20 protein-coding genes are annotated in these 24,929 nt (G+C 61.2%); 14 read left to right on the forward strand and 6 right to left on the reverse strand.

What is annotated here, in order from left to right:
- Positions 1-131: 131 nt before the first annotated feature.
- Both G518_RS38735 and G518_RS36585 read right to left on the reverse strand, forming a co-directional pair.
- A complete protein-coding gene (locus tag G518_RS38735) occupies positions 132-1,385 on the reverse strand; it encodes a DUF3108 domain-containing protein (RefSeq protein WP_051237324.1) in 1,254 nt (417 codons plus the stop codon).
- An 84-nt stretch (positions 1,386-1,469) separates the two neighbouring features.
- Positions 1,470-1,940 (reverse strand): phasin family protein, encoded by a 471-nt coding sequence (locus tag G518_RS36585; protein ID WP_084652180.1) that lies wholly within the window; start codon positions 1,938-1,940, stop codon positions 1,470-1,472.
- 211 nt (positions 1,941-2,151) lie between these two features.
- Between G518_RS36585 and rfbB the strand changes: the two genes are divergently transcribed.
- Genes rfbB through G518_RS0123535 form a run of 12 tightly spaced genes read left to right on the forward strand, consistent with a single transcriptional unit; the run spans position 2,152 to position 12,505 of the window.
- Positions 2,152-3,225: a dTDP-glucose 4,6-dehydratase gene (rfbB, locus tag G518_RS0123480; protein ID WP_028604612.1), complete on the forward strand. Its 1,074-nt coding sequence runs from the start codon at positions 2,152-2,154 to the stop codon at positions 3,223-3,225.
- A complete protein-coding gene (gene rfbD, locus G518_RS0123485; protein WP_028604613.1) occupies positions 3,222-4,121 on the forward strand; it encodes a dTDP-4-dehydrorhamnose reductase in 900 nt (299 codons plus the stop codon). Before rfbB ends, rfbD begins: the two co-directional genes overlap by 4 nt.
- Positions 4,122-4,137: 16 nt before the next feature.
- Positions 4,138-5,037 (forward strand): glucose-1-phosphate thymidylyltransferase RfbA, encoded by a 900-nt coding sequence (gene rfbA / locus G518_RS0123490; RefSeq protein ID WP_028604614.1) that lies wholly within the window; start codon positions 4,138-4,140, stop codon positions 5,035-5,037.
- Positions 5,037-6,161, forward strand: a complete 1,125-nt coding sequence (locus G518_RS0123495) for a DegT/DnrJ/EryC1/StrS family aminotransferase (RefSeq protein WP_156909517.1) — start codon at positions 5,037-5,039, stop codon at positions 6,159-6,161. The genes rfbA and G518_RS0123495 overlap by 1 nt, the downstream gene beginning before the upstream one ends.
- The gene (locus tag G518_RS0123500) at positions 6,158-7,135 is read left to right on the forward strand and encodes a glycosyltransferase family 2 protein (RefSeq protein WP_028604616.1); all 978 of its coding nucleotides are present in this window, start codon (positions 6,158-6,160) and stop codon (positions 7,133-7,135) included. Before G518_RS0123495 ends, G518_RS0123500 begins: the two co-directional genes overlap by 4 nt.
- Positions 7,132-7,881 carry a WxcM-like domain-containing protein gene (locus G518_RS0123505; protein ID WP_028604617.1) on the forward strand — a complete coding sequence of 250 codons (750 nt, stop codon included), beginning with the start codon at positions 7,132-7,134 and terminating at the stop codon, positions 7,879-7,881. The genes G518_RS0123500 and G518_RS0123505 overlap by 4 nt, the downstream gene beginning before the upstream one ends.
- Before the next feature lie 9 nt (positions 7,882-7,890).
- Entirely contained in the window at positions 7,891-8,271 is a 381-nt protein-coding gene (locus tag G518_RS0123510; RefSeq protein ID WP_028604618.1) for a GtrA family protein, read from the forward strand.
- Positions 8,268-10,118: a hypothetical protein gene (locus tag G518_RS0123515; RefSeq protein WP_028604619.1), complete on the forward strand. Its 1,851-nt coding sequence runs from the start codon at positions 8,268-8,270 to the stop codon at positions 10,116-10,118. Before G518_RS0123510 ends, G518_RS0123515 begins: the two co-directional genes overlap by 4 nt.
- 13 nt (positions 10,119-10,131) lie before the next feature.
- A complete protein-coding gene (locus tag G518_RS36590) occupies positions 10,132-10,725 on the forward strand; it encodes a GNAT family N-acetyltransferase (protein WP_051237326.1) in 594 nt (197 codons plus the stop codon).
- An 18-nt stretch (positions 10,726-10,743) separates the two neighbouring features.
- Positions 10,744-11,298, forward strand: a complete 555-nt coding sequence (rfbC, locus tag G518_RS0123525) for a dTDP-4-dehydrorhamnose 3,5-epimerase (protein WP_028604620.1) — start codon at positions 10,744-10,746, stop codon at positions 11,296-11,298.
- Positions 11,299-11,320: 22 nt separating this feature from the next.
- Complete coding sequence (locus G518_RS36595) at positions 11,321-12,097, forward strand: glycosyltransferase family protein (protein WP_169457998.1); 777 nt, start codon at positions 11,321-11,323, stop codon at positions 12,095-12,097.
- Positions 12,098-12,115: 18 nt separating this feature from the next.
- Positions 12,116-12,505 carry a pyridoxamine 5'-phosphate oxidase family protein gene (locus G518_RS0123535; RefSeq protein WP_028604621.1) on the forward strand — a complete coding sequence of 130 codons (390 nt, stop codon included), beginning with the start codon at positions 12,116-12,118 and terminating at the stop codon, positions 12,503-12,505.
- Between the two features lie 915 nt (positions 12,506-13,420).
- On the opposite strand, the gene G518_RS0123540 is transcribed toward G518_RS0123535, so the two are convergent.
- From G518_RS0123540 to G518_RS0123555, 4 genes are all read right to left on the reverse strand, one after another.
- The gene (locus G518_RS0123540; protein WP_036595818.1) at positions 13,421-14,566 is read right to left on the reverse strand and encodes a M48 family metallopeptidase; all 1,146 of its coding nucleotides are present in this window, start codon (positions 14,564-14,566) and stop codon (positions 13,421-13,423) included.
- Between the two features lie 22 nt (positions 14,567-14,588).
- Positions 14,589-15,821: a YjgN family protein gene (locus G518_RS0123545; protein ID WP_028604623.1), complete on the reverse strand. Its 1,233-nt coding sequence runs from the start codon at positions 15,819-15,821 to the stop codon at positions 14,589-14,591.
- A 470-nt stretch (positions 15,822-16,291) separates the two neighbouring features.
- Positions 16,292-17,935: an MBL fold metallo-hydrolase gene (locus G518_RS0123550; protein WP_028604624.1), complete on the reverse strand. Its 1,644-nt coding sequence runs from the start codon at positions 17,933-17,935 to the stop codon at positions 16,292-16,294.
- Between the two features lie 260 nt (positions 17,936-18,195).
- Positions 18,196-22,491 (reverse strand): beta strand repeat-containing protein, encoded by a 4,296-nt coding sequence (locus tag G518_RS0123555; RefSeq protein WP_028604625.1) that lies wholly within the window; start codon positions 22,489-22,491, stop codon positions 18,196-18,198.
- A gap of 139 nt (positions 22,492-22,630) precedes the next feature.
- On the opposite strand from G518_RS0123555, the gene G518_RS36600 reads away from it, so the two are divergent.
- On the forward strand, positions 22,631-23,368 hold the full coding sequence (locus G518_RS36600) for an REP-associated tyrosine transposase (protein WP_051237327.1): 738 nt from the start codon (positions 22,631-22,633) through the stop codon (positions 23,366-23,368).
- 85 nt (positions 23,369-23,453) lie between these two features.
- On the forward strand, positions 23,454-24,920 hold the full coding sequence (locus G518_RS0123565) for a sensor histidine kinase (protein ID WP_028604626.1): 1,467 nt from the start codon (positions 23,454-23,456) through the stop codon (positions 24,918-24,920).
- Positions 24,921-24,929 lie beyond the last annotated feature (9 nt).

A 24,929-nucleotide genomic window follows, 5' to 3' on the forward strand; every position in this document is an offset into this window, starting at 1 on the left:
GATCACTGGAAGTGGAGCAAGGTCAAAAGGCCGCGGAGCAGGCCATACGTGAGTAGCCGCGGAGCTGGCTTTGCCAGGCCGCTGGCTGCGTCCCCTTGGGGGGAAGGCGCGAAGCGACTCAGGGGGGGGCTCTATTTGGGGCTTGTGACCGGTATAGGCCGCAGCACCTGTATACCGAATGCCTGCTGCACCACGAAATCGAGCAGATCACCATTGGCTTCGGTGACCTGTATGCGCGCTGGTAAGTACTCCAGCGAGGGGGCAAGCCAGAGCTCCATTCGCGCGTCGGTGGCGTTCGCAGGCTCATGCGTTAGATGAATGGTACGCAGTGGCTTTCCGGCCATGCCTTCAATAGTTTGCTCTTCTTGGTCGATCACAAATGACCATTCAAGTACCGAAGGCGGGTTGGGGACTGCAATCGGCAAGGTGATAGTGCTTCCCGGTGGGTAGCGTTTGGGGTCGCCGGCGATCAGTGCCCCCAATTGCACTAACAGGCTCAGACGGTCCTGCGTACCTGGGAGCATCTTCCATTCTGAAAGCTCTGGTGCGAAATTCAGGCGATCACCCGGGTGATCGAATGTCATGCTCACGTCACCCTTCGTTCGAAACGAAGCAGCCAATGGAGCCAGCCCTTGGGGCGTGACCAAGCCGTTCGCGAAGCGGCTCTGCTCACCCAGTCTCGCCTGATAAAAAATCCATTGCGACTCGTAGTACGTACCGTCGTGCCGCCAAAGCAGTTTGGAGGGCACATCGACCGGCGTTCCGCCAACCGTTCCCTTGGCGCGGTAGGTGACTTGCGCTGGCTGGGGCAGCAAAGTGGGGGCATCACCCGCGCTCTTGATACTGGCGAGGGCCGTGGCTGCGTCGGCATCCGTCGGCCGAAGCTCCACCGGCGTCGTGCCGGGGAATGGTCCGAATTGCGGCGGCGGCGGCAAAGACAGGATCGATGGCTCCACATCCGATCCTGCGCCGGCTGCCCCCGTCGCGCCTCCGGAGGGCGGTGTGGCGATGGCCGATTGGGTTGTTTCTTTCCTCTCGGTCGGTTTCTTGGGCTGCACCGCTTTCGAAGTGGCCGCCTCCGTCGGTTTGGGCACAGGGAGGGGTTTAGGCTCAGCGGGCGTTACCGGCTCGACCGGCTTCTCCACGGGTGGTGACGGCTCTGGCGCTGCAGGCTGTTCAGGGCTCTCTGTTTTCTGCGCCGGAGCCGCTGGAGCGATCATACGAGTGACGAGCGCGCTGGTACCCAGGCCGGGGCGGCCAACGTTGCCCCAGCGTGGCAAGCCAAGGATCATCAAGGCGTGAACCGCCAATGCCGCCGCCGTGCAAATCAGGAGGCGGCGTTGCTGGGAGTCGTGAGACAAGGTGCGAATGGTAGCTGCTGGCAAGGTACGCGTATGAGGATCGTGGCCACGGGTGTGGCCAGTGGTTATGGGGCGGTAAGCACGTTCTAACAGGCCTGATCGAGGTCTTTAGTCTTGCTTTTTGCCTGGACTCGGCTGTTTGGCAGCAGGTGCCTTGGCGGTCGGGTTGGCCCGCTCTAGAGCATCGAGACGTTCGGAAAGGCGTTCCAAATCGGCTGCAGTTGGTAAGCCCAGGCGCTCCAGCGCCCGCGCCACGCGTTGCTCGAAGATACCTTCGAGCTTGTCCCAGCGTTCTGTGGCCACATTGCCGGCACGGTTTGCCAGCGCTTCCATGCGCTGCGTGGCCTCTGTCATGCGCTCCTGGGCCAAGGCCTGGGTCTTGCGCTGCATGGCAATGCCATCGCTCACCAAGGCTTCGAAAGCTTTGGTCCCCTCAGCTTGAGCCTTCGCGAAAGCGCCTAAGCCCGCCAACCAGATGTTGTGGCGCGCGGCTTCGCTGGCATCGGTCTCTTGGGTGGTTTCCGCAGGGGATTCCGGCTTTTCGTTAGAGGGGGGTGAGCTTGATTTTCTCGTGACCATGGGTAGATCTCCTGCGCATCCGCTCAACGCGGAGGCCGTCCGGTAGGGGTTGAAGCGAGTGACGCGATGGCATTAGCCTTGGATTATGGCGCCGGGGCTTCCCCGGAACATGAAATAATTGCTCGCTTTTACATCACACTGTAGGGCGACAAGCGCTGCGCATATTACATAGTATCGCAGGGTAGGGCGCGCTGCGTTGAGGCACAAATTTATGATTCTCGTTACCGGCGGTGCTGGGTTCATCGGCGCCAACTTCGTGCTCGACTGGCTGGCTGGGAGCGATGAGCCCGTAGTCAATCTGGATAAATTGACCTATGCCGGCAACCTGGGCAACCTGGCTGCGGTGCAGGGCAATCCCCGACACATCTTCGTGCAAGGCGATATTGGGGACTCCGCGCTGCTGGATCGCTTGCTAAAAGAGCATCGTCCGCGTGCCATTGTCAATTTCGCGGCAGAAAGCCACGTGGATCGCTCAATTCACGGCGCTGAAGATTTCATATCCACCAATATCGTCGGTACTTTCCGGCTGCTGGAAGTCGCGCGAGCTTTCTTTGGCGGCTTGAGTGAAGCCGAGAAAGCGGCGTTTCGCTTCCTGCATGTGTCGACCGATGAGGTCTACGGCTCCTTGGCGCCGGATGCCCCTGCATTCACCGAAGATCACATTTACGAGCCCAATAGCCCCTATTCAGCCAGTAAAGCCGCCAGTGACCACCTCGTTCGAGCGTGGCACCACACCCACGGCTTACCGGTGCTGACTACTAATTGTTCCAATAATTACGGCCCGTATCATTTCCCGGAAAAACTGATCCCGCTGATGATCGTCAATGCACTGGCAGGCAAGCCCTTGCCGGTCTACGGTGATGGCCAGCAGGTGCGTGACTGGCTTTATGTGAAAGACCACTGCAGCGCCATTCGTCGGGTTCTCGAGGCCGGACGCCTGGGCGAAACCTACAACGTGGGCGGGTGGAACGAGAAGGCCAACCTCAGCATCGTGCACATCGTCTGTGATCTGCTCGATGAGCTTTCCCCCCGCGCTGACGGGCAAAGCTACCGTACGCAGATCACCCATGTGACTGATCGCCTTGGCCACGACCGTCGCTACGCCATTGATGCCCGCAAGATTGAGCGCGAATTGGGCTGGAAACCGGCAGAAACCTTTGAGACGGGCATTCGCAAGACCGTGCAATGGTATTTAACCAATCCAGAGTGGGTGCAGAGCGTGCAAAGCGGTGGCTATCGCGAATGGGTGGCGACGCAGTATGGCGCTGGAGGGCCTGGCGCTTGAATTCGAACATTCTGCTCTTGGGCAAGAACGGTCAGGTCGGCTGGGAGCTGCAGCGCGCGCTCGCACCGTTGGGGCCAGTGACCGCTCTGGATCGCCGGGGGGCGGATGGCCTCTGTGGTGATTTGGCAGATCTGGAGGGCCTGGCGGCCACCGTGCGCACTTTGAAGCCGCGACTGATCGTGAACGCCGCTGCCCACACCGCCGTGGACAAGGCTGAAAGTGAGCCTGAGCTGGCTCAGCGCCTGAACGCTGAGGCGCCCGCCGTATTGGCCCGTGAGGCAGCAGCGCTGGGCGCGACTCTGGTGCACTACAGCACGGATTACGTGTTCAATGGAAGCGGCAGCGTGCCTTGGCTTGAGCAAGATCCCACGGGCCCCTTGAGCGTCTATGGGCGGGGCAAGCTGGCTGGAGAGCAAGCCATTCGCGAAAGCGGCTGCGCGCACCTTATCTTTCGCACTAGTTGGGTGTATGCCGCGCGTGGAGGCAATTTCGCCAAGACCATGTTGCGTCTGGGTGCCGAGAGGGCGCGTTTGACCGTGATCGACGATCAATGGGGTGCTCCTACCGGCGCCGATTTGATCGCTGATGTAACAGCTCACGCCATTCGCCATTTACAGGCGCGGCCAGCAGATGCGGGGACCTACCACCTGGCTGCCAGTGGCTTTACCACCTGGTATTCGTATGCCAGGCATGTGCTGGATTCAGCCCGGAGCATCTCTCCGGCCATGGAGCTGGCGGTGAAGGAAATCGCGCCGGTCGCTACTGAAGCCTTTCCTCTGCCAGCGCCACGCCCGCGCAATTCACGGTTGGACACGCAGCGCCTGCGATCTACGTTCGGACTGGTGCTGCCTCCCTGGCAGCAGGGCGTTGAGCGTATGCTGGCAGAAATCCTTTGAACAAGAAAAAAACCACATGACACAACGCAAAGGCATCATCCTCGCGGGCGGCTCCGGCACCCGCTTGCACCCGGCTACCCTGGCCATCAGCAAGCAGCTGCTGCCGGTGTATGACAAGCCCATGATCTACTACCCGCTGGCTACGCTCATGCTGGCAGGTATTCGTGACATCCTGATCATCAGCACGCCGCAGGACACGCCGCGCTTTCAGCAACTGCTGGGAGATGGTGCGCAGTGGGGCATGAATCTCCAATACGCCGTGCAGCCCAGCCCTGATGGCTTGGCGCAGGCTTTCATCATCGGCGACAAATTCGTTGGCAACGCGCCGAGTGCACTGGTTCTTGGCGACAATATTTTCTACGGCCACGATTTCGAGACCTTGCTGGCAAATGCCGATGCGCAACCTGAGGGCGCCACGGTCTTCGCCTATCACGTACATGATCCTGAGCGCTACGGTGTGGTGGCCTTCGATGCGCAGGGTAAGGCCGTTTCGATCGAGGAAAAGCCGGAACAACCGAAATCCAACTACGCGGTCACCGGCCTGTATTTCTACGATAACCAGGTGGTCGACATCGCCAAGGCTGTCAAACCAAGCGCGCGTGGCGAGTTGGAAATCACTGCTGTCAATGATGCCTACTTGCAACGGGGCCAACTGAGTGTGCAGATCATGCAGCGCGGTTACGCCTGGCTAGATACCGGCACGCATGAGAGCCTGCTTGAGGCTGGCCAGTTCATCGCTACTCTGGAAAATCGCCAGGGCCTGAAGATCGCCAGCCCCGAGGAAATTTCCTGGCGCAAGGGCTTCATCGATGCAGCGCAGCTGGAGCGTTTGGCGAAACCCTTGGCCAAGAGTGGCTACGGGCAGTACTTGATGCAACTGCTCAAGGAGTCCGCACCGGTAGGCGGGCGGGCTTGATGTCCGTTGTGCCGGCCGTGATGGAAGTTCCCTTGTTTTGTGCGGCTTCTGCGGCGCAAGGCCTGGACCTGCCTGCGGTGCTGCGCGAGGTCGTGGAGAGCCAGCGCTACATACTCGGCCGGCATGTTCAGGTCTTCGAGGAAGCGTTTGCAGCTTATGTAGGTGTGCCCCATTCCATTGGGGTGGCCAACGGGACAGATGCCCTGGAGATCGCTTTGCGCGCCCTGGGAATGGGCCCTGGCCGGCGCGTGCTCACTGTGGCCAATGCGGGGTTCTACGCCAGCACGGCCATCCGCACCGTGGGCGCAGAACCGGTGTATGCGGAGATCGACACCTCCACACTGAATTTGTCGGCGGAGGCACTCTCAGAGGCGCTGGCTGATCAACGGCTGGACGCTGTGGTGGTCACTCATCTTTATGGTCGGCTCGCGAACATGCCGGCCATAGCGCCCCTGTGCCGGGCAGCGGGTGTGCCCTTGATCGAAGACTGCGCGCAGGCGCATGGCGCTCGGCAGGCCGGGCGCCTGGCAGGCGCTTGGGGCGATGTCGGTTGCTTCAGCTTTTATCCCACCAAGAATCTGGGTGCGCTTGGAGACGGCGGCGCGTTGGTTACCGCCGATAAGGCGCTGGCTGAGCGCATGCGCGCGCTGCGTCAGTACGGTTGGGGCGCCAAGTACGAAGTCGCGCATGAAGGCGGGCGCAATAGCCGGCTGGACGAATTGCAGGCCGCTGTATTGGCGGCCAAACTCCCGCTGCTCGATGCCGCCAATGCGCGTCGGCGAGCCATTGCAGCCCGTTATGGCGCGGCCTTTTCACATCTGCCGCTGCAGGCGCCTCTGGCGGACGGCGAAGATGATGTGGCGCATCTTTATGTGGTGCGCAGCGCACGTCGAGATGCTCTGCGCGCGCATCTCGCGTCCCAAGGCATTGCCAGTGATGTGCACTACCCCGTGCCCGATCATCGCCAGCCCCTGCTGGGCACCACGCTGGCTTCACTACACCTGCCGGCCACGGAGGCCGCATGCGCACAGATACTCACCCTGCCATGTTTTGTGGGCATGACGGATCAGCAGGTGGGGCACGTCATTGCAGCTGTCGTCAGTTTCCATGATGGCGTTGCATGAACAACATGAGCGTGCGTGACCTGAGCCTGATCATCCCCGTCTACAAGAACGAGGCCTCGCTGCCCGATCTGTTGGCGGCGCTGCGCATGCTCAATGAAAGCCTGAACGGTCGCCTGGAAGTGGTGTTTGTGATCGATGGCAGTCCGGATCGCTGTTATGAACTGCTGCGCGAGCAGTTGCCCGCCTGCCCGTTTAGCGCAAAGCTGGTGTTGCTGTCGCGAAATTTCGGTGCTTTCTCGGCGGTGCGCATGGGGCTGGCGCATGCGAGCGGTTCATTGTTTGCTGTGATGGCCGCTGATCTGCAGGAACCTCCCGAGCTGGTTTCGCGAATGTTTGAGGTATTGGCATCTGGCGAGAAAGATGTGGTGGTCGGTGTGCGTACAGCACGCGGCGACCCCCTGCTGCAGCGCTGGCAGGCGCAGCTTTTCTGGGGAGCGTACCGGCGCTGGGTTGTGCCAGAAATGCCTCCTGGTGGCGTGGATATCTTCGCCTGCAACCGCGCGTTCCGTGATGCGCTGCTGGGGTTGGAGGAAAGCCGCAGTTCACTGATCGCACAGATTTTCTGGCTGGGTTTTCGCCGCCAGGAAATCCCTTACGAGCGGCAGACGCGCCAGCACGGCAGTTCAGCCTGGACCTGGCGCAAGAAGGTCGCCTACCTGGCAGACAGCGTCTTTTCATTCACGGATCTGCCCATTCGCTGGCTGCTCCTGACCGGTACGCTGGGGGTGCTGGCTGCGCTGGCACTGGGTGTCACCGCGGTGGCTGGAAGGCTGCTCGGGCTGATCGCAGTGCCAGGCTACGCCATGACCTTGGTGGCCATTCTTTTCTTTGGCGCCCTGAATCTGCTCAGCCTGGGCATCGTGGGCGCCTATGCTTGGCGGGCCTACGAAAACACCAAGCAACGCCCGCAGGCGGTGGCGCTGTCCGTGCAGCATTTTCAAACTTCGGCCCCAAGCGGCGCTTCCCTGCCATGACAGACGCCACTATTCACTCTTCAGCCGTCGTCCTGACCGATGCCATTGGCGTCAACGTGCAAGTGGGCGCACTCGCCTGTGTCGCGGCGGGCGCTGTGCTCGGCAATGGCGCGCACGTGGGGGAGGGCGCCGTGGTGTCCCCTGGTGTGCGCATTGGCGATCATGCGCGAGTGGAGCCGGGCGCCGTGGTCACGCACGATGTACCGGCCAATGCCGTCGTGCGAGGGCATCCCGCCATTATTGTGGGTTACGTAGACGCGCCCGCGCGGGCATCTGAAGCGCGTTTGGGCACTGTGACCAAAGCCGCGCCAGGTGTCAGCGCCAGCGAGGTGCGCGGGGTGCAGTTGCACCATCTGCGTGAAGTTCAGGATATGAGGGGTTATCTTTGCGCGGCAGAGTTCGACAGCAATTTGCCCTTTGTGCCGCGCCGTTGCTTCTGGGTGTACGCCGTACCCAATCAGCAGATTCGCGGCGAACATGCCCATAGGCGTTGCGCACAGTATCTGGTTGCGGTGACCGGTAGCCTTCGCGTGGTCGCTGATGACGGCGAGCGGAGAGAGGAGTTTTCACTCGATCGGCCGAGCCTGGGGCTCTATCTACCGCCCATGACCTGGGGTATTCAATATGGGTATTCAGAAGATGCCGTGTTGATGGTGCTGGCTTCCGATCCCTACGAACCCCAGGACTACATCCGTGACTATTCCGAGTTCCGGCGTCTGGCGCAGAGCGCTGCACCCCAAAGCTAGAGTTTGCGCGTGAGTCTGCTTGCTACCTTGCCGCGCTATCTGGTGGCCGGCGCCGTCAACACGGCGATCGGCTACCTGCTGTACCTTGCACTTTTGCAGGTCACCAGCTATCGCATGGCGTATGTGCTGTCCTTTGTGGCCGGGATCGGTTTGTCGTATCTGCTGATGCGATTTGCGGTGTTTCGCTCGGCTGGCAGGCGTTTTTCTCCGATCTGGGTGGCGGCCAGCCATCTGATGCAGTTGGCCTTGGGCTTGGTTGTCGTGGAATTTTGGGTGAACGTGCTCCAATGGCCCACCGCCTTGGCAGCGCTGGCCGCAGTGGTGGTCTGCGTACCGCTCATGTACCTGGTGCAGCGTTGGATTTTCTCCAGTGGAGGCACGGCGCGATGATGCGAACGCTCTTCTTGCGCCTGTGCTATCTCGTTCCGATAGGGATGCTGGCTGCCAACGCGCTGGCCTGGCTGCGCTATGGGACGGATTTCCCCTTCTACGACGATTGGCGCGCCTACGCCACCGGAGACATCGAATCCTTAAGCCCTTCCCGCCTGTTTCAGGTGGTCAACAACACCATGTCTCCAGTGGGCTTCGCGCTTGACGCGCTGGCGCAGCGCTGGCTCGACGGCAATACGGTGGCCTATCAGCTGCTGTCCATGCTCATCGTGTTGGGTGGGCTGCTTTGGCTGCAGTGGAAGCTGCTTGAATGGGCAGTGGCCAGCCCCTTGGTGCGTGCGGTGGCGTTCGCGTTCACAGTGTTCATGCTTCAGGCGTCCACCTATTGGGGCGAGCAGAATCTGGCCTACCACCAGGCGCTTCCGCTGGTTTTCCTGTTGACAGCCCTTTACGCTGTGCTGGTCAGCAAGCTGAGGCCCCTGGTCCTTGGTTTTGCGGTCGCCATTCTTGCTCTGCTGGCAGGGCTTTCCTATATTTCTGGCGCGGTAGCGGCGTTAGTCATGGGGGGCACACTGCTGCTGCGCGCGCGCCTTGGTGGAGGTGATGACGCCCTTAAGGCGCGGGCATGGCGCGGTGGCATGGTGCTGGCGGTGATGGGCGCGTTGACGACAGCGTTTCAGTTTTACGCCACGCGCTTGGTTGGGGGCAGTGATCGCTCCGAAGCATTTCCCGTTCGCTGGCCGTTTCATCCCGATTTCTGGGCCTACATGCTGGGCAAAGTGGGCAGGAGCTTTGGAACTGCATTTCAAGATGCAGGGTGGGAGCTGGCGTTTGCCGCCGCTCTGGCAGGCGCGCTTGTGGCCGTGTTTCTGGTGTTCTTGAAGCGTGTGGTGGCGCGCAATGATGTCGCCATCGACAGGCTTTCCTATGTGTTCCTCCCGGTAGCAGGTGCGGTGCTGGTGTATTTGGGTTTGGTGTCTTTCGGACGAGCGGGCTTTCGCGATGCGTCCATCCAGTCACTGGCAGACGTTTTCCTCTTCGCCTACCAGCGCTTTCATTTTTTCTGGCTCACACTGCTTTTCCCCTGGGCTGTTGCCGCGCTGCTTCTGATGCTGCGTTCCAAGCGCCAGGCGGCCTCCTCGGGTCAGGTTCACAGGCTTGATGCGATCGCGGCTTGTGTCGTGTTGGTACTCGGCGGCGGCTTGGCGGGCGTGCGCGGCGTATTCGATGTGGGCACCTACTATGAGCAGGGCATGCACGCCCGCGCTGCCACCATCCGTTGCATGAGTCAGCAGTTGGGCCGCGGCGGACCCATCATGTGCCCAGAGTTTGCCCTGCCCGGATGGACCGACTGGACACCTGCCTATCTGCATGCACGGCAGATAGGCGCCTCATTCACCAAATACTTTCCCTTGGTAGAGCATGAAGCGCCCCGCCAATGGCTGTTCGAGGGCACGCCCGGCGTGCAGGCAGGCGTGAGCTGGAGCGACGCGCAAGTGGTCGACGGTGATTGGCGACGGGGCGAGACTGATCCGCAGTTGCGCATCGAAGGCGCTGACGCCGGTCCTTATGCGCGCTGCCGCGTACTGGACGTGCGGGTACGGCTGCAAAGCGACAAGCCCAGCGTGGCTCAAGTGTTCTATCGCCCTCCCGGCGCAGAACGCTTTTCTGAAGCTCTTTCCGTGATCAGGCCTGTGGCCGCAAGCGTTGGTGCCCCGGCGGAGTTGCGCTTTGCGCTCGAAAGCAAACAGGGTTTTGCACCCTCGCTGCGCATCGATCCGGTTCAGGGCGGCACGCGCTTTCTTGTGGAAGACGTACGCATAGCCTGCAGTCTGCAAGTGCCATGAGTTGCGACTGATCATGCCCGCCATTCAAAAAACAGCCTGGATTACAGGCCACAAACTGCGCTTGCGTAACGCTGGCGAGGATGCCGCGTCCTTCATCTTCAACTTGCGCCAGGACCCGCAGCGCAATCGCCACATGTCGGCCACCTCGCCCAAGCTTGAAGACCAGCGCCAATGGCTGGCTCGATACGCAGCCGACGAAAGCCAAGCCTATTTTGTGATTGAGGCCCTGAGGGATGTCGGTCAACCTGCGGCTTCAGATTCATCGCCTCGGAGCCTCCTGGGCACGGTGCGCTTGTACGATGCCCAAGATGATTCGTTCTGCTGGGGTTCCTGGATGCTCGTGCCGGGGGCGCCGCCATTCGCTGCCATTGAGTCTGCATTAATGGTTTATCGCTACGCGCTCGATCTGGGTTTTCGTGCGGCGCATTTCGAAGTGCAACAGGGCAATTTCGCCGTCTGCCGCTTTCATGAGAACTTTGGAGCGGTCCGTGTGGGCGAGGAAGCCGGGCAGATCCAATACACGCTCAATCATGAACGCATGCTTGAGTCGCTACATCGTTATCGCAAGTTTTTGCCGAGCGGCATTGTGCGCGCGCCTTTCATCTAATTGACATTGGACATTGATATGCAAGCCATCCCTACCGCCATCGAAGGCGTCTTCATCCTGGAACCGAAAGTGTTTGGGGATTCGCGCGGCTTTTTCATGGAGAGTTTTAACCGCCGGGCATTCGCCGATGCCACGGGCGTGGACGTTGATTTCGTGCAAGACAACCACAGCCGCAGCCGCAAAGGCGTGCTCCGCGGTTTGCACTACCAAACTCAGCAAGCACAGGGCAAGCTGGTACGCGTGACTCAAGGTTCGGTATTCGATGTGGCGGTGGATATCCGCAAGAATTCCCCAACCTTTGGCAGGTGGGTGGGCGTGGAGCTCACTGGCGAGAATCACCGCCAGTTTTGGGTGCCTGCGGGATTGGCGCACGGCTTTGTAGTGACCAGTGACACTGCTGATTTTCTATACAAGACCACCGATTACTACGCCCCCCAATATGAGCGCTGCATCGCCTGGAACGATCCATCCATTGGGATCGATTGGCCTTTGGCTGCAAACGGCATCCCGGAACCGCTGCTGTCGGACAAGGATCGCGCTGGATTGCCTCTGAGCGAGGCCATCCAGCTTTGACCAAGAATTTGTGCGAGGCGGCGTGAACGTCACCGTCTCTCTTATCAGCCATGGTCATGGCAATGAGGTGCTGGTGCTGCTCCGGGAGCTGGCCGCATTGCCTGGCCAAGGCGTGCGCCGCGTGATGTTGACGCTCAATCAGCCTGAACCCGTGTTGGCAGCGCTGCGTCAACAAGATCAGGCTCCGTCTTCGTTTCCCTTTCAACTTGTACTGATTGAAAACACGGTCCCGCTCGGTTTTGGCGCCAATCACAACCGCGCCTTCGCCCGTGATGCAGCCATGGGCCCCAGCGATGCCTTCGCTGTGTTCAATCCAGACTTGCATTTGCACGGCAATCCTCTGGCAGCCATGGCACAGGTACTGGTTGAAAAACCTACTGTGGGTGCGGCATACCCGCGTCAGCTCGACAGCGCTGGCGCGCCGAGCGATAGCGAGCGCCTGCTGCCCACTCCCGCACGCCTGCTTGCGCGCTATCTCGGCGCGCGCAAGCATGAAGTGCCTGCTGGTGGCGAGCCTGATTGGGTCAATGCAGCCTGCCTGCTGGTCCGGCGAGAGGCCTACGAGCAGATAAGCGGCTTCGATGAGCGTTATCACATGTACTGTGAAGACGTCGATTTTTGCATTCGCTTGCGGCTGGCCGGCTGGGGCCTGGAGCGAGCCCAGGACGCTGTGGTCGAACACGTCGCACAGCGTGCGAGCCACCGAAAGTTGAGGCACTTGGTTTGGCACGTCACCAGCCTTTGCAAGTTATGGGGGTCCAAGGCGTATCGTGATTGGACTAAATCCAAAGCGAAATGAACCTGACCAGGTGCAGCCATGAGTATTCCCGTAGATCTTTCGGATTTGTCGCAGGCGTTGGCGCGCTATCGATTTGCCTATTTGATGACGAGCAGCACCCAAGGCGCGCCGCATGTGGTGACAGTGCGCCCGCTGTTGCAAGGAACCGAATTGGTGATCGAAGGCTCTGGCCGTCGTACCCGCGCTAATGCGCTGGAGCGCCCCAGCGTGGGCCTAGTCTGGCCGCCAGAGAAGGAAGATGAGTATTCGCTCATCGTAGATGGTGAAGCCCGCCTGGTGGGCGAACAGTTGCGCATTCAACCTGTGCGGGCGGTGCTTCACCGGCCTGCACCCGCGGCCAAGGCAGAGGCTGCTTGCGGTTCGGATTGCATGGAGCTTTCGCTGAAACCTTGCGCAGGCGCTGATTGAATTTATCTTTCCCCGGCAGGGGAAAGACATGCCACTCGAAGGCCGAGCGCAGCAATGGCCCGAGCATGGCTCCCACCCCTTGAGGCCGTGCCGAGGAGCGCAGGGCGAGGGGCGGGCAAGAGCACTGAAAGATGCTCTTGCTTCGTGAACTAGCTTGCGGCAGTTGTTTGAGGGTAGAGAGCGAAGCGAACGAAGCGAGTTCTGCCGCACCGCCCCTTGACCGAGCACCGCAGGGTGCCCGGAACGCAGTGTAGGGACACGGACTTGGGGTCGCATTTCTTTGGTTCCTTGCTTTGTGCGAGCAAAGAAAGGGAGTGCGCCGCCGGGCGCAATCCCGGCCTCCGACCTAAAGAAAAGAGCAGAAGGTAATTAGCAACCGCAGCGCTTCAATCGACCGCTGCTTGCCCTCACCGGTTGGCCGGCTCCGCCCCACCTTCCCCCAGCGGGGGAAGGAGTAAAACCAGCCTCGGGTTCTGGGGCTCAAGTCGGCAGGCTCACCTGCCTCGGTCTCTGCCGTATGCGGGAGAGGGCAGGGGCGGGGCGGCCGGCTGCGGCGTGAGGGTAAGCGGCGTCACCGCAAGCTCAGAGGGTCTTGGTACTAGGGCGTGTTCACACTAAATTCGCCCCCGCGTGAGGTTCTGGCGAGCCGCAATCAAGGCGCAAACCGCAGCCGGGTTGGACACCCGGCGAGGGTTTGCAACGCCGAGTGCGGTTTGCCAGAGCCCTCACCCTTCGGGCCGGAGTTTGCCGGGCCGCATTGCCGCGTTGCGCCTCTTGCCAAGGATCGCACCTTGGCGGCACGGCGCGCCTTGCATTGCAACCCGGCAAACCCCGGCGCGGGGGTGAATTTAGTGTGAACACGCCCTAGCCTGTCTTGCTCCGCAGCCGCTGGATGGCGGTGACCCCGTGCAGGTTCTAATGGGGGTGAGGGCAGAGGTTTGTGGCCCGGGCCGCCGTATCGGGGTGAGTGCTGAGCCAGTCGAACGCGCCGGGCTCTTTTGGTTTTTTGCTCGGTGCGGGTGCTGGTGCAGAGGCGGCATTGGCGCCGCCCGCTGGCCGATCCCCCGTCGATTGCTCGATGGACAGCAAAAGGTCGGTCATCGGCTTGGTGGGCAGGCCCGCCTTTTTCATCATCGCGACGGCATAACAATCAGCTTCGGTTTCATGGCTGCGCCTGTACGACAGGCCTGTCAGCAGGGAACTGCCGAACGAGACGATGCTTGAGACATCACCAAGTGCCAGCCCCAATCCGACATTGAGTACCCCTTGCTCGACCACCATGCGCGTGGTGTGGCGATGTTCCACATGGCCAATTTCGTGCGCCAGCACACCCAGCAAGGCAGTGTCCCCAGTTCCACTTGAGCGCGCTTTCTCAACCATGGCGTCCGTCATGACGATGGTGCCTCCCGGGAGCGCAAAAGCATTGGCCGGCATGCCCGAGCGGAATTCAAGCTTCAGTGGCGGCGCGTAGCCAGGATAGCGTTGCAGATCGGGGCCTACCAGGGCTGCCAACTGAGCGAAGCCTGCTCTCAGCTCAGCTTGCCTTTCGGGCGCCAGCTTGGTGGGCTTGACATAGGTTTCATCAATTTGCTTCATGGCGCGCTCGGTCAAGGCATGTTCCCAAGCAAGCGGAACATGGCGTGCGATTTGCGTGGCCGCCCAAGGCGTGCCCCAGCGATAGAACGCCCAGATGCCGATGCCGGCCACGAGCAATACACCTAACAGCACCCTCAGCTGTGTTTGCATACGCTCAGCCAGGGGTGCGCGCCGTCCACTGGCTTCCAGCATGGATTGCCAGGCGAGAGGGCTGTCGATTTGCAGGCTGCCATGTTCCCCAAGGTCCACCGTAAGGCGCGGTGGAGCCCGGCCAGCACTCCAGCGCTCGGGCCAGCCGACCTGGTGATGGGGTAGTTCCAGTGTCTGACCGTCATCCAGTGCCAGGAGCCGCAAGCGGGGCCCGCCGGTACTGGGGATCAGCTGCACGGAGCTCGCTCGCGCACGCGAACTGCGGCCATCGAACCACGAGGCGGCCAGTGAGGGCAATGGCGAGGATGTTGTCATGCTGGGGATTAATCGCGCTCGCTTACCCGATCAGATCCAAGCCCATCGCATCAGCTGCAGCATCGCCAAAGGCGCCCTGTTGCTTGACCAGTTGACCCACCAGCTGGTCAGTCCCGCCCTTGAGGTGCAGTGTCACGGAATCGACTTTCATGGCGTATTCGCTGGCGACGGCAAAGGGCCGGTAGAAACCCAGCGTCACAACCGTCAACAACATGTTTTTCACGCGCAGCCAGATAAAGGCGCCGGTGCGTAAATCGGTTTTGAAACGAGCGACATGGCTCACGCCGACGTTGTTCCACACCAGCTGGAACATGCGTGCTTGCCGATAAGCGCGTATAGGCAAGGTGGCCAATACAAAGGCAACGAACGCGCCCACGAAACCGATGATGACCATGAAGATGATTCCACCCATTCCGGTGCTTCGAAAGATTTCTTTCATGAGGGTCGTCCAGCCGCTGGCCAACAAGGTGAACCCCAACCCACCCACCAGAACCACCAACAGGAGAAAGCCGACGGTTGCCAGCCAGACGCGAACAAAATCCATGTAAACCGGCTTCCAGCGGCCCATCTGATCGCCTACCCGGGCGCGCAGTACCAGCAAGCTGCGGTAGTTGTATTCGAGTCGTATGACGCACAGCAGCGTCAACCCCAAGCCTATTACACCCAGTCCAATCACCGGAGCTATCAGTGCTGGGAACTTGACCGGCGGCCCGTCGCCTCCCACTCCAATAGGCGGCTCGGGCGAAAGTGCATTCATGCAAAAAAATAACACGATCCACAGGGCAGCGATGGCGAAGACGGGCCAACTTGCCGTATAGACCTCTTTCCACGAAGCCAGGAAGGCCAGCCTTACTCCGCGCCAGCGGGTGGCGCTCAAGCGAAAGCGCATCGCACTTCCCCAAAGGAAGGGCAGGAGAATGGCAAAGCCTACTAACAACAAACTCGCCGCCAGTTCCTGCCCCGTGTCGCTTGCAATTTGGTAGGCGATGTAGAGCGCGGCCATCATCAGAAAACCAAACACCATTTTGCGCTGTTGGGCTACGAACTCGAGGGCGCTCCCCGCCACCTGGGTATGGCTGTAGAAGTATTGCGCAGTGCGTCGTCTCGCCCAGGGCGTATAAATCCCCAGCGTGACAATGGACAGCAGCACATTAACAATCCACACCCGAAAGTACTCACGCCCCGAGCCCGTGAATTCGACGTGATGCGCTTCTATGTTTTGACGGCGGATTGGCCCCGTGTCGGTCGTTTCCATGACAGCCCTCTTCCTCAATCATTGGGTTTGAGTGGCAGTGTAGCGGGTGAGAACATCCTCAAATGTCCGAGCGTGTTTGAGGATGTTTCGCCGATCTACCCGGCGCTAACCATCCGGGGGCCCCTGCCCTGATTCGAGGGCACCCGCGGAGCTGGCTTCGCCAGGCCGCTAGGTGCGTCCCCCCGGGGGGGATGGAGCGCTAGCGCCTCAGGGGGGCTTAATTCCTTCCAGGGCACCCGCGGAGCTGGCTTTGCCAGGCCGCTAGGTGCGTCCCCCCGGGGGGATGGCGCGCTAGCGCCTCAGGGGTGGGCTTAATTCGTTCCAGAGCACCCGCGGAGCTGGCTTTGCCAGGCCGCTAGGTGCGTCCCCCCGGGGGGATGGCGCGGTAGCGCCTCAGGGGGCGTTCAATTCCTTCCAGGCCGCTAGGTGCGTCCCCCTGGGGGGATGGCGCGATAGCGCCTCAGGGGGGATCAGTCCCTCATGGATTGAATCCGCTCCACATGCGCCAGGAGTGAGCGCTTGGCTATCGGCCACACGCGCGGCAGCACATCGTCGTAGGCCTTTGCCACCCAATCGTCCATGGTGCCTTCCGGATTGGCTTGCATAGCGGCCAACACCTTGGCCTCCCGTGCCAAGCGGTGCTTTTTCAGGTTGGCGATCTGCTTGGCTGCGCTGCCCAGCACATAGCCGTGGGCCGGCAGGATGAAATTCGCTTCGTGCTCGGCGCAGGCGGCATTCAGCTTATCGAGTGAATCCAGGTAGGCGGTCATGTCGCCATCGGGCGGATCGACCACCGTGGTGCTGCCATTCAGGATGTGATCACCTGAAAACAGCAATCCGTCTTCTTCCAGGAGCAGGCACAGGTGATTGGCTGCATGCCCTGGCGTGTGTATGACGCGTAGTGTGTGCGTGATCTCGCCATCTGGCGAGTCAGCGGTCAGGCGCAGTCGCCGGTCGTCAGCGAGCTCCTCGTCTGGCGTGAATTCGCTCGCCGCGCGGGCGGTGGGCTGGGACGACAGGCCAAGGATAGGCGGCTTGGTCTGAGTGCACAGCGCCTGCAGTGGCTTGGCTCCCGGGGAGTGGTCAGGATGCGAGTGCGTGCACACGATGTATTTGATGTTGCCGCCTGCCGCGCGCCAAAGGCGCTCAAGGTGAGCCTCATCCACGGGGCCGGGATCAATGGCGATATAGCCGGTACGCGGATCACCAACCAGATAACTATTGGTGCCGGGGCCTGTCATGAAGCCGGGGTTGCCGGCGGTCAAGCGCTGCACGTTCTTGAGCAGAGGCACTGGCAGCTCCGCCTGCCAATCGAGTGCATGCAGCAACTGGCCATCGGGTGTGACCAATTCCAGTTCCCCAAACGGACTCTCATGTTCCATGTACCGTGCTTCCTTGCCGGCCAGAAAGCCCGCGCGGGGGCAACTGGTCCACAAGGGAGTTTCTGAGGCGCAAGCAGCCAGGACGCTCTGCACATCACTGTAGTTTTGCAGGCGCTCCAAGGTGCGAATGGTAGGGAAGATGATGAAGAATTCTCCCGCCTTGTGGCGCGTGAGCGCATCTTGCGGACGCACCCAAACGGGCTCGAATTGCTCGGCTTCATCAGCGGCTGGCGTTTGCCCTTCAGGCATGCGGGCCACCAGGAAAGGCACGTCAAATCGGCGTGGCAAATCCCTGTCGGTGATCCAATGAGCCAAGACATACACGTCCGCTGCCGCTAGCTTCAATCCCCGCGCGGCGCACTGCGCTGCAAAGGGTGCTTGACGATCCAGGGCTGCCACATCTTCGGCTGTCGCAGCAGTTCCATCTGCACGCTTGGCGAGCAAAATGCCCAGCTCCTCAAAGCTTTCGCGGATGGCGGCTATGGCCTGCGTCAGGTGCTCATCGCTCTGGGTTGGCCGACGTGTAGACAGCGCGTGCGTGGCAGCATCCGCCGGGTCTATACCTCCGCCGGGGAACACATACGCTCCTGGCGCGAAGCTGGCCGTGGGTGAACGGCGCGTCATGAGTACCTCGACCCCGTCCGCCGAGTCGCGCAGCAGCAGCACTGTGGCGGCAGAACGAAGGGGGGCAGGGTCGCGTGGCGCATGCAGGAGTTGGCTGAGACGTGGCATGGGCCGCATTATGGAGGAGCACAGGAAAAAATGTGTCCTCTACGCGTCCCCGCCCGGAGGTTGCTATCCCTGCAATCGCCCGAACCACTGCCGACGAAAACCCAGGCCCGCTAACGCCTATTGACTCAGGGTTGGTACGGCCGTAGGAGGCGGGGGGTGAATGGGGGGATGGGGATGTCGAGCACTTTTTCATGCGCGGAGTGGCTGTTGAAAACGGCCACTCCGTGTTGCGGCCTTTCAGCCTTCATGAATAGAGTTGATCAACCCGCGCGCTTCATGTGGCGTGCGCCCGCCAAGCCTAGCCCGGCCAGAAGAGCTGACATCAAGATAAGGACCCATTCGGTCATCGTGGGAACTGCGGTTATGGCGGCGGCGGCCACCTTGATGCGTCCCGTCGCGGTGTTGGTGCCACCCGTTCCCGTCACCTCAGATGTGCCCGAGGAGGTGGGCGCGCCGCTCACCGCGCAGGTCACGGTTTGCCCTTCAGGAATGGTGCTGGGTGAGCTCCAGGCGGTGGTGCCAGGGGTGATGGTGCAGGCGCCGATGCGTAAGCCGGTTGGTAAGCCGCTGACGGTGCAGGGGGCTGCCTCCGCGTCGGCTGTGCCAGTGTTCTCGCAGGTAAACGTACCGCTGTAGCGCTGATTTACCGTACCGGTGGGCGGCAAGCCTGAGAGGTCGATCACCACGTTGGGCTCACCGGTCACCACGATGCTGCCCGTGCCTGCGTTGTTGTCCGGATTCGCCTCGGTGCTGCTAGTGCCCGCGGTGATGGTGACTGGCGATGTGCCTTTGTCGCCTGTGGCGGGGGTGCCGCTTACTGTGCAGGAAATAGCGCCATTGATCGCTAAAGACGCTACGGGTGAAGCGGGGGTGCAGGTGACAGTGGCCCAGGCGGGCACGCCAGCGGGAGTGCATGTAGCTACCGTTGCTACCTCAGTGCCCGCGTTGGTGCACACGAAGCTGCCCGAATAGGGATCGCCGACTTTGGCAGGGGGCAGCACTACGCTGGTCACCTGCATGTCTGGCATCCCTGTGACCACAATGCTGCCCGAGCCCGTGTTGTTATCCGGGTTCGATTCTGTGGCGCTGGTGCCGGCGGTGATGGTTACAGCGGATGATCCTTTGTCGCCCAAGGCGGGGGTTCCGGTGACCGTACAGGAAATAGTGCCATTAGCCGCTAAAGACGAGACGGGTGGGACTGGGTTGCACGTGACAGTCGCCCAGGCCGGCACGCCGGCGGGGGTGCACGTAGCCGCCGTTGCGACCTCCGTGCCCGCATTCGTGCACACAAAGCTGCCCAAATAGGCCGCGCCCACCGAGGCCGCTGGCAGAACGACACTGGTCACCTGCATGTCTGGCAAACCTGTGACATCAATACCGCCCGTACCTGTGTTGTTGTTCGGATTCGACTCGGTGCTGCTGGTGCCGGCGGTAATGGTGACCGGGGAGGTCCCTTTATCGTCGATGGTCGGGGTGCCCGTCACGGTGCAAGAAATCGTGGCATTGATCGCCAGTGAGGCGACCGGAGACGGTGGCGTACAGGTCACCGTCGTCCAGGCGGGCAAGCCAGCGGATGTGCATGTGGCGGCCGCCGCTACCTCGGTGCCAGAATTGGTGCATACAAAGCTGCCTGAATATGCCACTCCTACCAAAGCTGGGGGCAGGACCACGCTGGTCACGCGCATGTCTGGCATGCCTGTGACGACGATGCTGCCTGTGCCGGTGTTGTTGTTGGGGTTCGACTCGGTGCTACTGGTGCCGGCGGTGATGGTGACGGGGGAGGTCACCTTGTCGTCGATGGTCGGGGTGCCCGTCACGGTGCAAGAAATCGTGGCATTGATAGCCAGCGCAGAGACCGGAGGCGCTGGTGTGCATGCCACGCTGGCCCAGGCGGGGATGCCCGCTGGCGAGCAGGTTGCAGCGGAGGCGACCTCAGTCCCCGTGTTGGTGCATACGAAGTTGCCTGAATAAGCGGCGCCCACGGTGGCTGCTGGCAAGTTCACGCTGGTTACGCGCATGTCCGGTTGGCCGGTGACCTCGATGTTGCCTGTGCCGGTGTTGTTGTTGGGGTTCGACTCGGTGCTGCTGGTGCCGGCGGTGATGGTGACGGGGAAAATCCCCTTGTCATTGACTGTCGGGGTGCCGGTCACCGTGCATGAAATGGTGGCATTGATGGCCAGCGAGGAGACCGGAGGCGCTGGTGTGCATGCCACGCTGGCCCAGGCGGGGATGCCCACTGGCGAGCAGGTTGCAGCGGAGGCGACCTCAGTCCCCGCGTTGCTGCACACGAAGCTGCCTGAGTAAGCGGTGCCTACGGTGACGGCTGGCAAGTTCACAGTGGTCACGCGCATGTCCGGTTGGCCCGTGATCACAATGTTGCCTGTGCCCGTGTTGTTGCCAGGATTGGAGTCAGGGCTATTGGGGCCGGCCGTAACGGTGACGGCGGATGTCCCCTTGTCGTTGACTGTGGGAGTGCCGGTCACTGCGCAGGAAATGCTGGAATTGATTGCCAGCGAGGACACGGGTGGAGTCGGCGTGCAAATGACGGTGGCCCAGGCGGGCATGCCAGTGGATGAGCACGTGGCGGCAGTTGCGGCTTCCGTGCCTGCGTTGGTGCACACAAAGCTGCCCGAGTAGGGCGTGCCTACTGTGGATGCGGGCAGGTTGAGGCTGGTGAATTGCATGTCCGGCACGCCTACGACAACGAGGCTGGCTGTGCCCGTATTGTTCCCGGGGTTCGAATCGGGGCTGGCGGGGCCGGCGGTGATCGATACAGGAAATGCGCCTTTGTCTCCGAGGGCGGGCGTGCCGCTGACGGTGCAGGAGATGGATCCGTTGATTCCCAGTGAGGCCACTGGAGGGGTTGGGGTGCACGAGACGCTAGCCCAAGCCGGCAGGCCAGCAGGTGCGCAGGTCGCGCCAGCGGCTGCCGCAGTGCCGCCATTGGTGCATACGAAGCTGCCTGAATAGGGGATGCCCACAGTGGCTGTTGGCAAGTTCGCGCTGGTGAACTGCATGTCAGGCACACCCAGGATGACGATGTTGCCTGTACCCGTATTGTTCCCAGAGTTCGATTCGGCGCTGCTGGTGCCGGCTGAAATGGTGACTGCCGTAGTGCCATTGCTCCCGGTCGGGGGCGTCCCTGTGACGGAGCAGGCAATGGTTGCGTTCACTCCCAACGGGTTGACTGGCTGGGCAGGCGTACAGATCACGCTGGCCCAACTTGGCAGAGTGGACGGAAGGCAAGTGGCATTGGCCGCCACTGCAGTGCCCGCGTTTGTGCAAACGTAGCTGCCGGAATAGGCTACGCCCTCAACGCCGCCGGGCAAATTCACGCTGGTCACCTGCATGTCAGGCGCGAGGACGTTCAGGTCTTTCGTCTCGGTGTTGTTCGACATGTCGGAATCAGCCGTAGTGACGGGATTGCCGCCCACCACGGTGACGCTGGAGCCGTTGGTGCTGCCGGAAACTGTTCTGATTCCCGCGACAGTGGGCGTGCCGCTCACGGCGCAGGTGACGATGCTATTGACGGGGACGGCGTTGCCAGCGACCCACGCGCCGCCACCGCTGATCGCGCAAGCGCTCACCGATAAACCGGCGGGAAGGTTGCTGATGGCGCAACTGGTGCTCACAGTCGCACTGTTCGAGCCGATGTTGGTGCAGGTAAAGCTGCCGCTGTAGCTCGAGCCCAACAGCATGGGGCTGGAGAGATTCGTCAGATCAATGGCCAGATCGGGCGCCTGGATCGCGAGCATGTCGCGGTTGTAGGCGACGAAGGCGAGATCGGATTGGCCGCTGAGCACTTGCCTGAAGGCGGCGACGTTGCCAACCGTGGCGGCATTGAGGCCGAAGTCGGCCAATGTATAGGAGAGCATTCGCAGTGGGCGAAGTCCCGGTGCCTGTGAGGAAGTACCTCCAGTGGCCGTATAGAACCTCCAGTTAGTCTGCCCGACCGTAGGAACTGAGCCGTAGCTGACTGTGAGCTGAGTTCCTATCTGAACGCCGCTCGCGTTCACGAAGTAATAAACATCCGAAGATGAGCCTGCATCTCCCACTTGCGTGGTCAAGATCGCTGGGAGGGTAAGACTAGCGCTGTTGGGAATGGAGATCGGGAAACTGAGCGTCTGCACGGGTGAATTGAACACGGCTGTGGCCAGCTCAAGCCCCTGGTTGCCGTCCGAGAGGAACCAGGTCAGTGATGGATAAGGCGTTGGGACCGTCATCCCTGTGCCCCAGGCGGTCAGTGTGGAGGAGCTAGGCGTGAGTGCTGAGGGCAGTGGCACAAAGGCCTGAAAATTGGCGGCTGTGAAGGTTCCCGACAGCATGCCATCGTCAACGCCCGTAGAGTACCTCGTGCCGTTCGCGGTGAAGCTCAACAGCTCAGTGCTGACTGCGGTGGTGCTCACGCCGGAGGTGGAGGAGCTCCACACCGTGCTTCCTTGCTTGCCTTGAATGCCTGTGACCGTCGCGGCCGTTGCGGCGAGGGCAGACAGCGACAGCAATGCAGCTCCCAGCCAACGTCGGTATGTATAAGCATTCGGCAGCGAAATCTGCATCTGAGTTTCCCTTCCCCTAGGACCGTGTGAATTTGAACGCAGGGTAATTATCTATATATCAGTCAACGCCCTGAGGGCAAAGGTTTTGTGAGCTGCATAAAATCGGGGTCAGATCCTGTTTTAAAGGATATAAAGACCCATGGCTCGCCTTCCTCGCCTCACTATTGCTGGCTATCCGCATCACGTCATCCTGCGTGGCAACAACCGCCAGCCGATCTTTCGCGATACGGCGGATTACCGTCGCCTCCTGGGATCGTTGCGCAACTTCTCGGTTGAATACAAGGTGGCCGTACATGCCTATGTGTTGATGACCAACCATGCGCATCTGTTGCTCACGCCGGAAACGAACGAGGGCTTGCCGGGCATGATGCAGGCGCTTGGGCGCAGCTATGTGCGCTATTTCAATGACAGGCATGAGCGCTCGGGCACCTTGTGGGAGGGGCGCTACCGCTCCGGGTTAATAGAAGCCGAGCGCTATCTGCTGGCCTGTATGGTCTACATGGATCTGAATCCCGTACGCGCTGGCATGGTGGCAGCGCCCGCTGACTACCCCTGGTCAAGTCACGCGCATTACATCGGCTTGTCGCAAGACCCGCTGGTGACGCCGCATCCGTTGTATTGGGAGATGGGCAATACGCCTTTTGCGCGAGAAGCTGCCTATGCCAGTTTGGTGGGAGTAGGGCAAACTTCAGCGCAGCACGAAACATTGACCCGCGCTGCGCACAGCGGTTGGGCGCTGGGGACAGATCATTTTGTAGTCGATCTTCAAAAGCGTACAGCGCGGCGTTTGACTCCTGGGCAAGCGGGTCGTCCTTTGGGCATCTCCAAACAGGTCCCCGATGTGGAAAACGGCGATTTCAAGACCTCCAGCCAATAACGCGCTCTTTGAATTCGAGGAGCGCGCGGGCTTGAGATTCGTTTTCCTTGCTCAAGGATAAGCAAGGCGTGCCAGAATCGTTGGCATGAAGCCTATTGCGAGACGTCTTTCCTGGCTGTTGCTATGGCTGGCGTGTTCGGTGGCTGGTATGGCTTGGCTAACCATGAGCCGGCTGGCTGAGTTGCGTGCGGATTTCGATACGGATGCCCGCATTGCCCACCGCGTCTTGAGCCAGCGCATGGCTCAACATGACGCCATTCTGGCGACGCTTGCGCTATTGCAGCCCGTCAATGGCAGCGGTGAGGCCGAGCGGCTCTCGGCGCTCTATCCGCAAATTATTGATGTCATGCAGCGGCCCGTCCAGGGGGTATGGCCCGCTGGCTCGGCAGCCGCTCTTGCGGCTGCCGAGGCTACTTCGCGCCGCGAGAAACGGGCCGTACTCGCTGATGAGGATCTAACCCAAGGCCGCTATTGGCTTGTGCTTGCTGCGCACCCGCTCAGTTATGTGTTGCGCCTCGATCTGCGTGCTGCCGTGCCGTGGGTGGAATGGCCCATGGACGCAGCAGCCAGTACAGTGCGTGCCACTCTCGTTCATGGGGGGCGCAGCTTTGTGATCCAGCAAGGGCGTCTTGATGATGATGCGTCGCCCCGCTGGCGCTGGGCCGCTGTCAAGACTCTGGCCTCAGCTAGCCAGCCCCTGGAGTTGGTGCTTGAGCGGCCGCTGGCCATGCGTGAACTGCCTCTGGCGGCGATGATCGGTTGGGTTGTGGTTTCTGCCCTGCTGTTGGCTGCTCTTCGAATGCTATGGCAGCAACGCGTGGCGCGTCGACGAGCGGAAGAGTTATTGCATCTGGGTCAGGTGGCGCGTCTCAATACCCTGGGCGAGCTGGCTGCTGGTATGGCGCACGAGTTGAATCAACCCCTCACAGCACTCCTGGCCAACACCCAGGCAGCTCGGCGTTTGCTTGATGAGCAGCCAGTTGATGTCGGCACCGCGCGTGAGGCCATGGCTCAGGCTGCCAACCAGGCTCGTCGCGCCGCGGATGTGGTGGGACGGTTGCGCAGGCTGGTGGAGCGGCCGGAGCTAGCCACACAGGTTCAACCTGTGGCTTTGGGTGCAGCCGTGCAAGAGGCGCTGCACCTGCTGGAACCAGAACTGCAGCGGCGCGGCATCGAGGCAGAGGTGTTTGCCGAGCCCGATCTTCCCGCCGTCCAGGCCGAGCCTGTCGCACTGCAGCAGATCATCCACAACCTGCTGATGAATGCCGTGCAATCGATGGAATCGGTGCCTCCGGCCAGACGTAAGCTGCGCCTTCGCTGGCAACGAAAAGGCACGCACGCATTGCTTTCAGTGCGTGATCAGGGGGATGGCATCTTGCCCGAAGCGCGGGGTCGCGTGTTCGAGCCTTTCTACACCACTCGCGACGGCGGCCTTGGCCTGGGTCTCAGCTTGTCTCACAGTCTGGCTGAAGCTATGGGCGGCAGCCTGGTGCTGGCGGAAAAACAAGAAGACTTTGGTGCCGAATTCCATTTGCTGCTTCCTCTCGTTTGACCGCCACCT

The organism is Ottowia thiooxydans DSM 14619, from assembly GCF_000422885.1.
Classification (GTDB): Bacteria; Pseudomonadota; Gammaproteobacteria; order Burkholderiales; family Burkholderiaceae_C; genus Ottowia; species Ottowia thiooxydans.

Bases quoted from the DNA above. Each gene is read 5' to 3' on its own strand.
- G518_RS36585 (WP_084652180.1), bottom strand. From the start codon at position 1,940: ATGGTCACGAGAAAATCAAGCTCACCCCCCTCTAACGAAAAGCCGGAA.
- rfbB (WP_028604612.1), top strand. From the start codon at position 2,152: ATGATTCTCGTTACCGGCGGTGCTGGGTTCATCGGCGCCAACTTCGTG.
- rfbA (WP_028604614.1), top strand. From the start codon at position 4,138: ATGACACAACGCAAAGGCATCATCCTCGCGGGCGGCTCCGGCACCCGC.
- G518_RS0123495 (WP_156909517.1), top strand. From the start codon at position 5,037: ATGTCCGTTGTGCCGGCCGTGATGGAAGTTCCCTTGTTTTGTGCGGCT.
- G518_RS0123500 (WP_028604616.1), top strand. From the start codon at position 6,158: ATGAACAACATGAGCGTGCGTGACCTGAGCCTGATCATCCCCGTCTAC.
- G518_RS0123505 (WP_028604617.1), top strand. From the start codon at position 7,132: ATGACAGACGCCACTATTCACTCTTCAGCCGTCGTCCTGACCGATGCC.
- G518_RS0123515 (WP_028604619.1), top strand. From the start codon at position 8,268: ATGATGCGAACGCTCTTCTTGCGCCTGTGCTATCTCGTTCCGATAGGG.
- G518_RS36590 (WP_051237326.1), top strand. From the start codon at position 10,132: ATGCCCGCCATTCAAAAAACAGCCTGGATTACAGGCCACAAACTGCGC.
- rfbC (WP_028604620.1), top strand. From the start codon at position 10,744: ATGCAAGCCATCCCTACCGCCATCGAAGGCGTCTTCATCCTGGAACCG.
- G518_RS0123535 (WP_028604621.1), top strand. From the start codon at position 12,116: ATGAGTATTCCCGTAGATCTTTCGGATTTGTCGCAGGCGTTGGCGCGC.
- G518_RS0123540 (WP_036595818.1), bottom strand. From the start codon at position 14,566: ATGACAACATCCTCGCCATTGCCCTCACTGGCCGCCTCGTGGTTCGAT.
- G518_RS0123545 (WP_028604623.1), bottom strand. From the start codon at position 15,821: ATGGAAACGACCGACACGGGGCCAATCCGCCGTCAAAACATAGAAGCG.
- G518_RS0123550 (WP_028604624.1), bottom strand. From the start codon at position 17,935: ATGCCACGTCTCAGCCAACTCCTGCATGCGCCACGCGACCCTGCCCCC.
- G518_RS0123555 (WP_028604625.1), bottom strand. From the start codon at position 22,491: ATGCAGATTTCGCTGCCGAATGCTTATACATACCGACGTTGGCTGGGA.
- G518_RS36600 (WP_051237327.1), top strand. From the start codon at position 22,631: ATGGCTCGCCTTCCTCGCCTCACTATTGCTGGCTATCCGCATCACGTC.
- G518_RS0123565 (WP_028604626.1), top strand. From the start codon at position 23,454: ATGAAGCCTATTGCGAGACGTCTTTCCTGGCTGTTGCTATGGCTGGCG.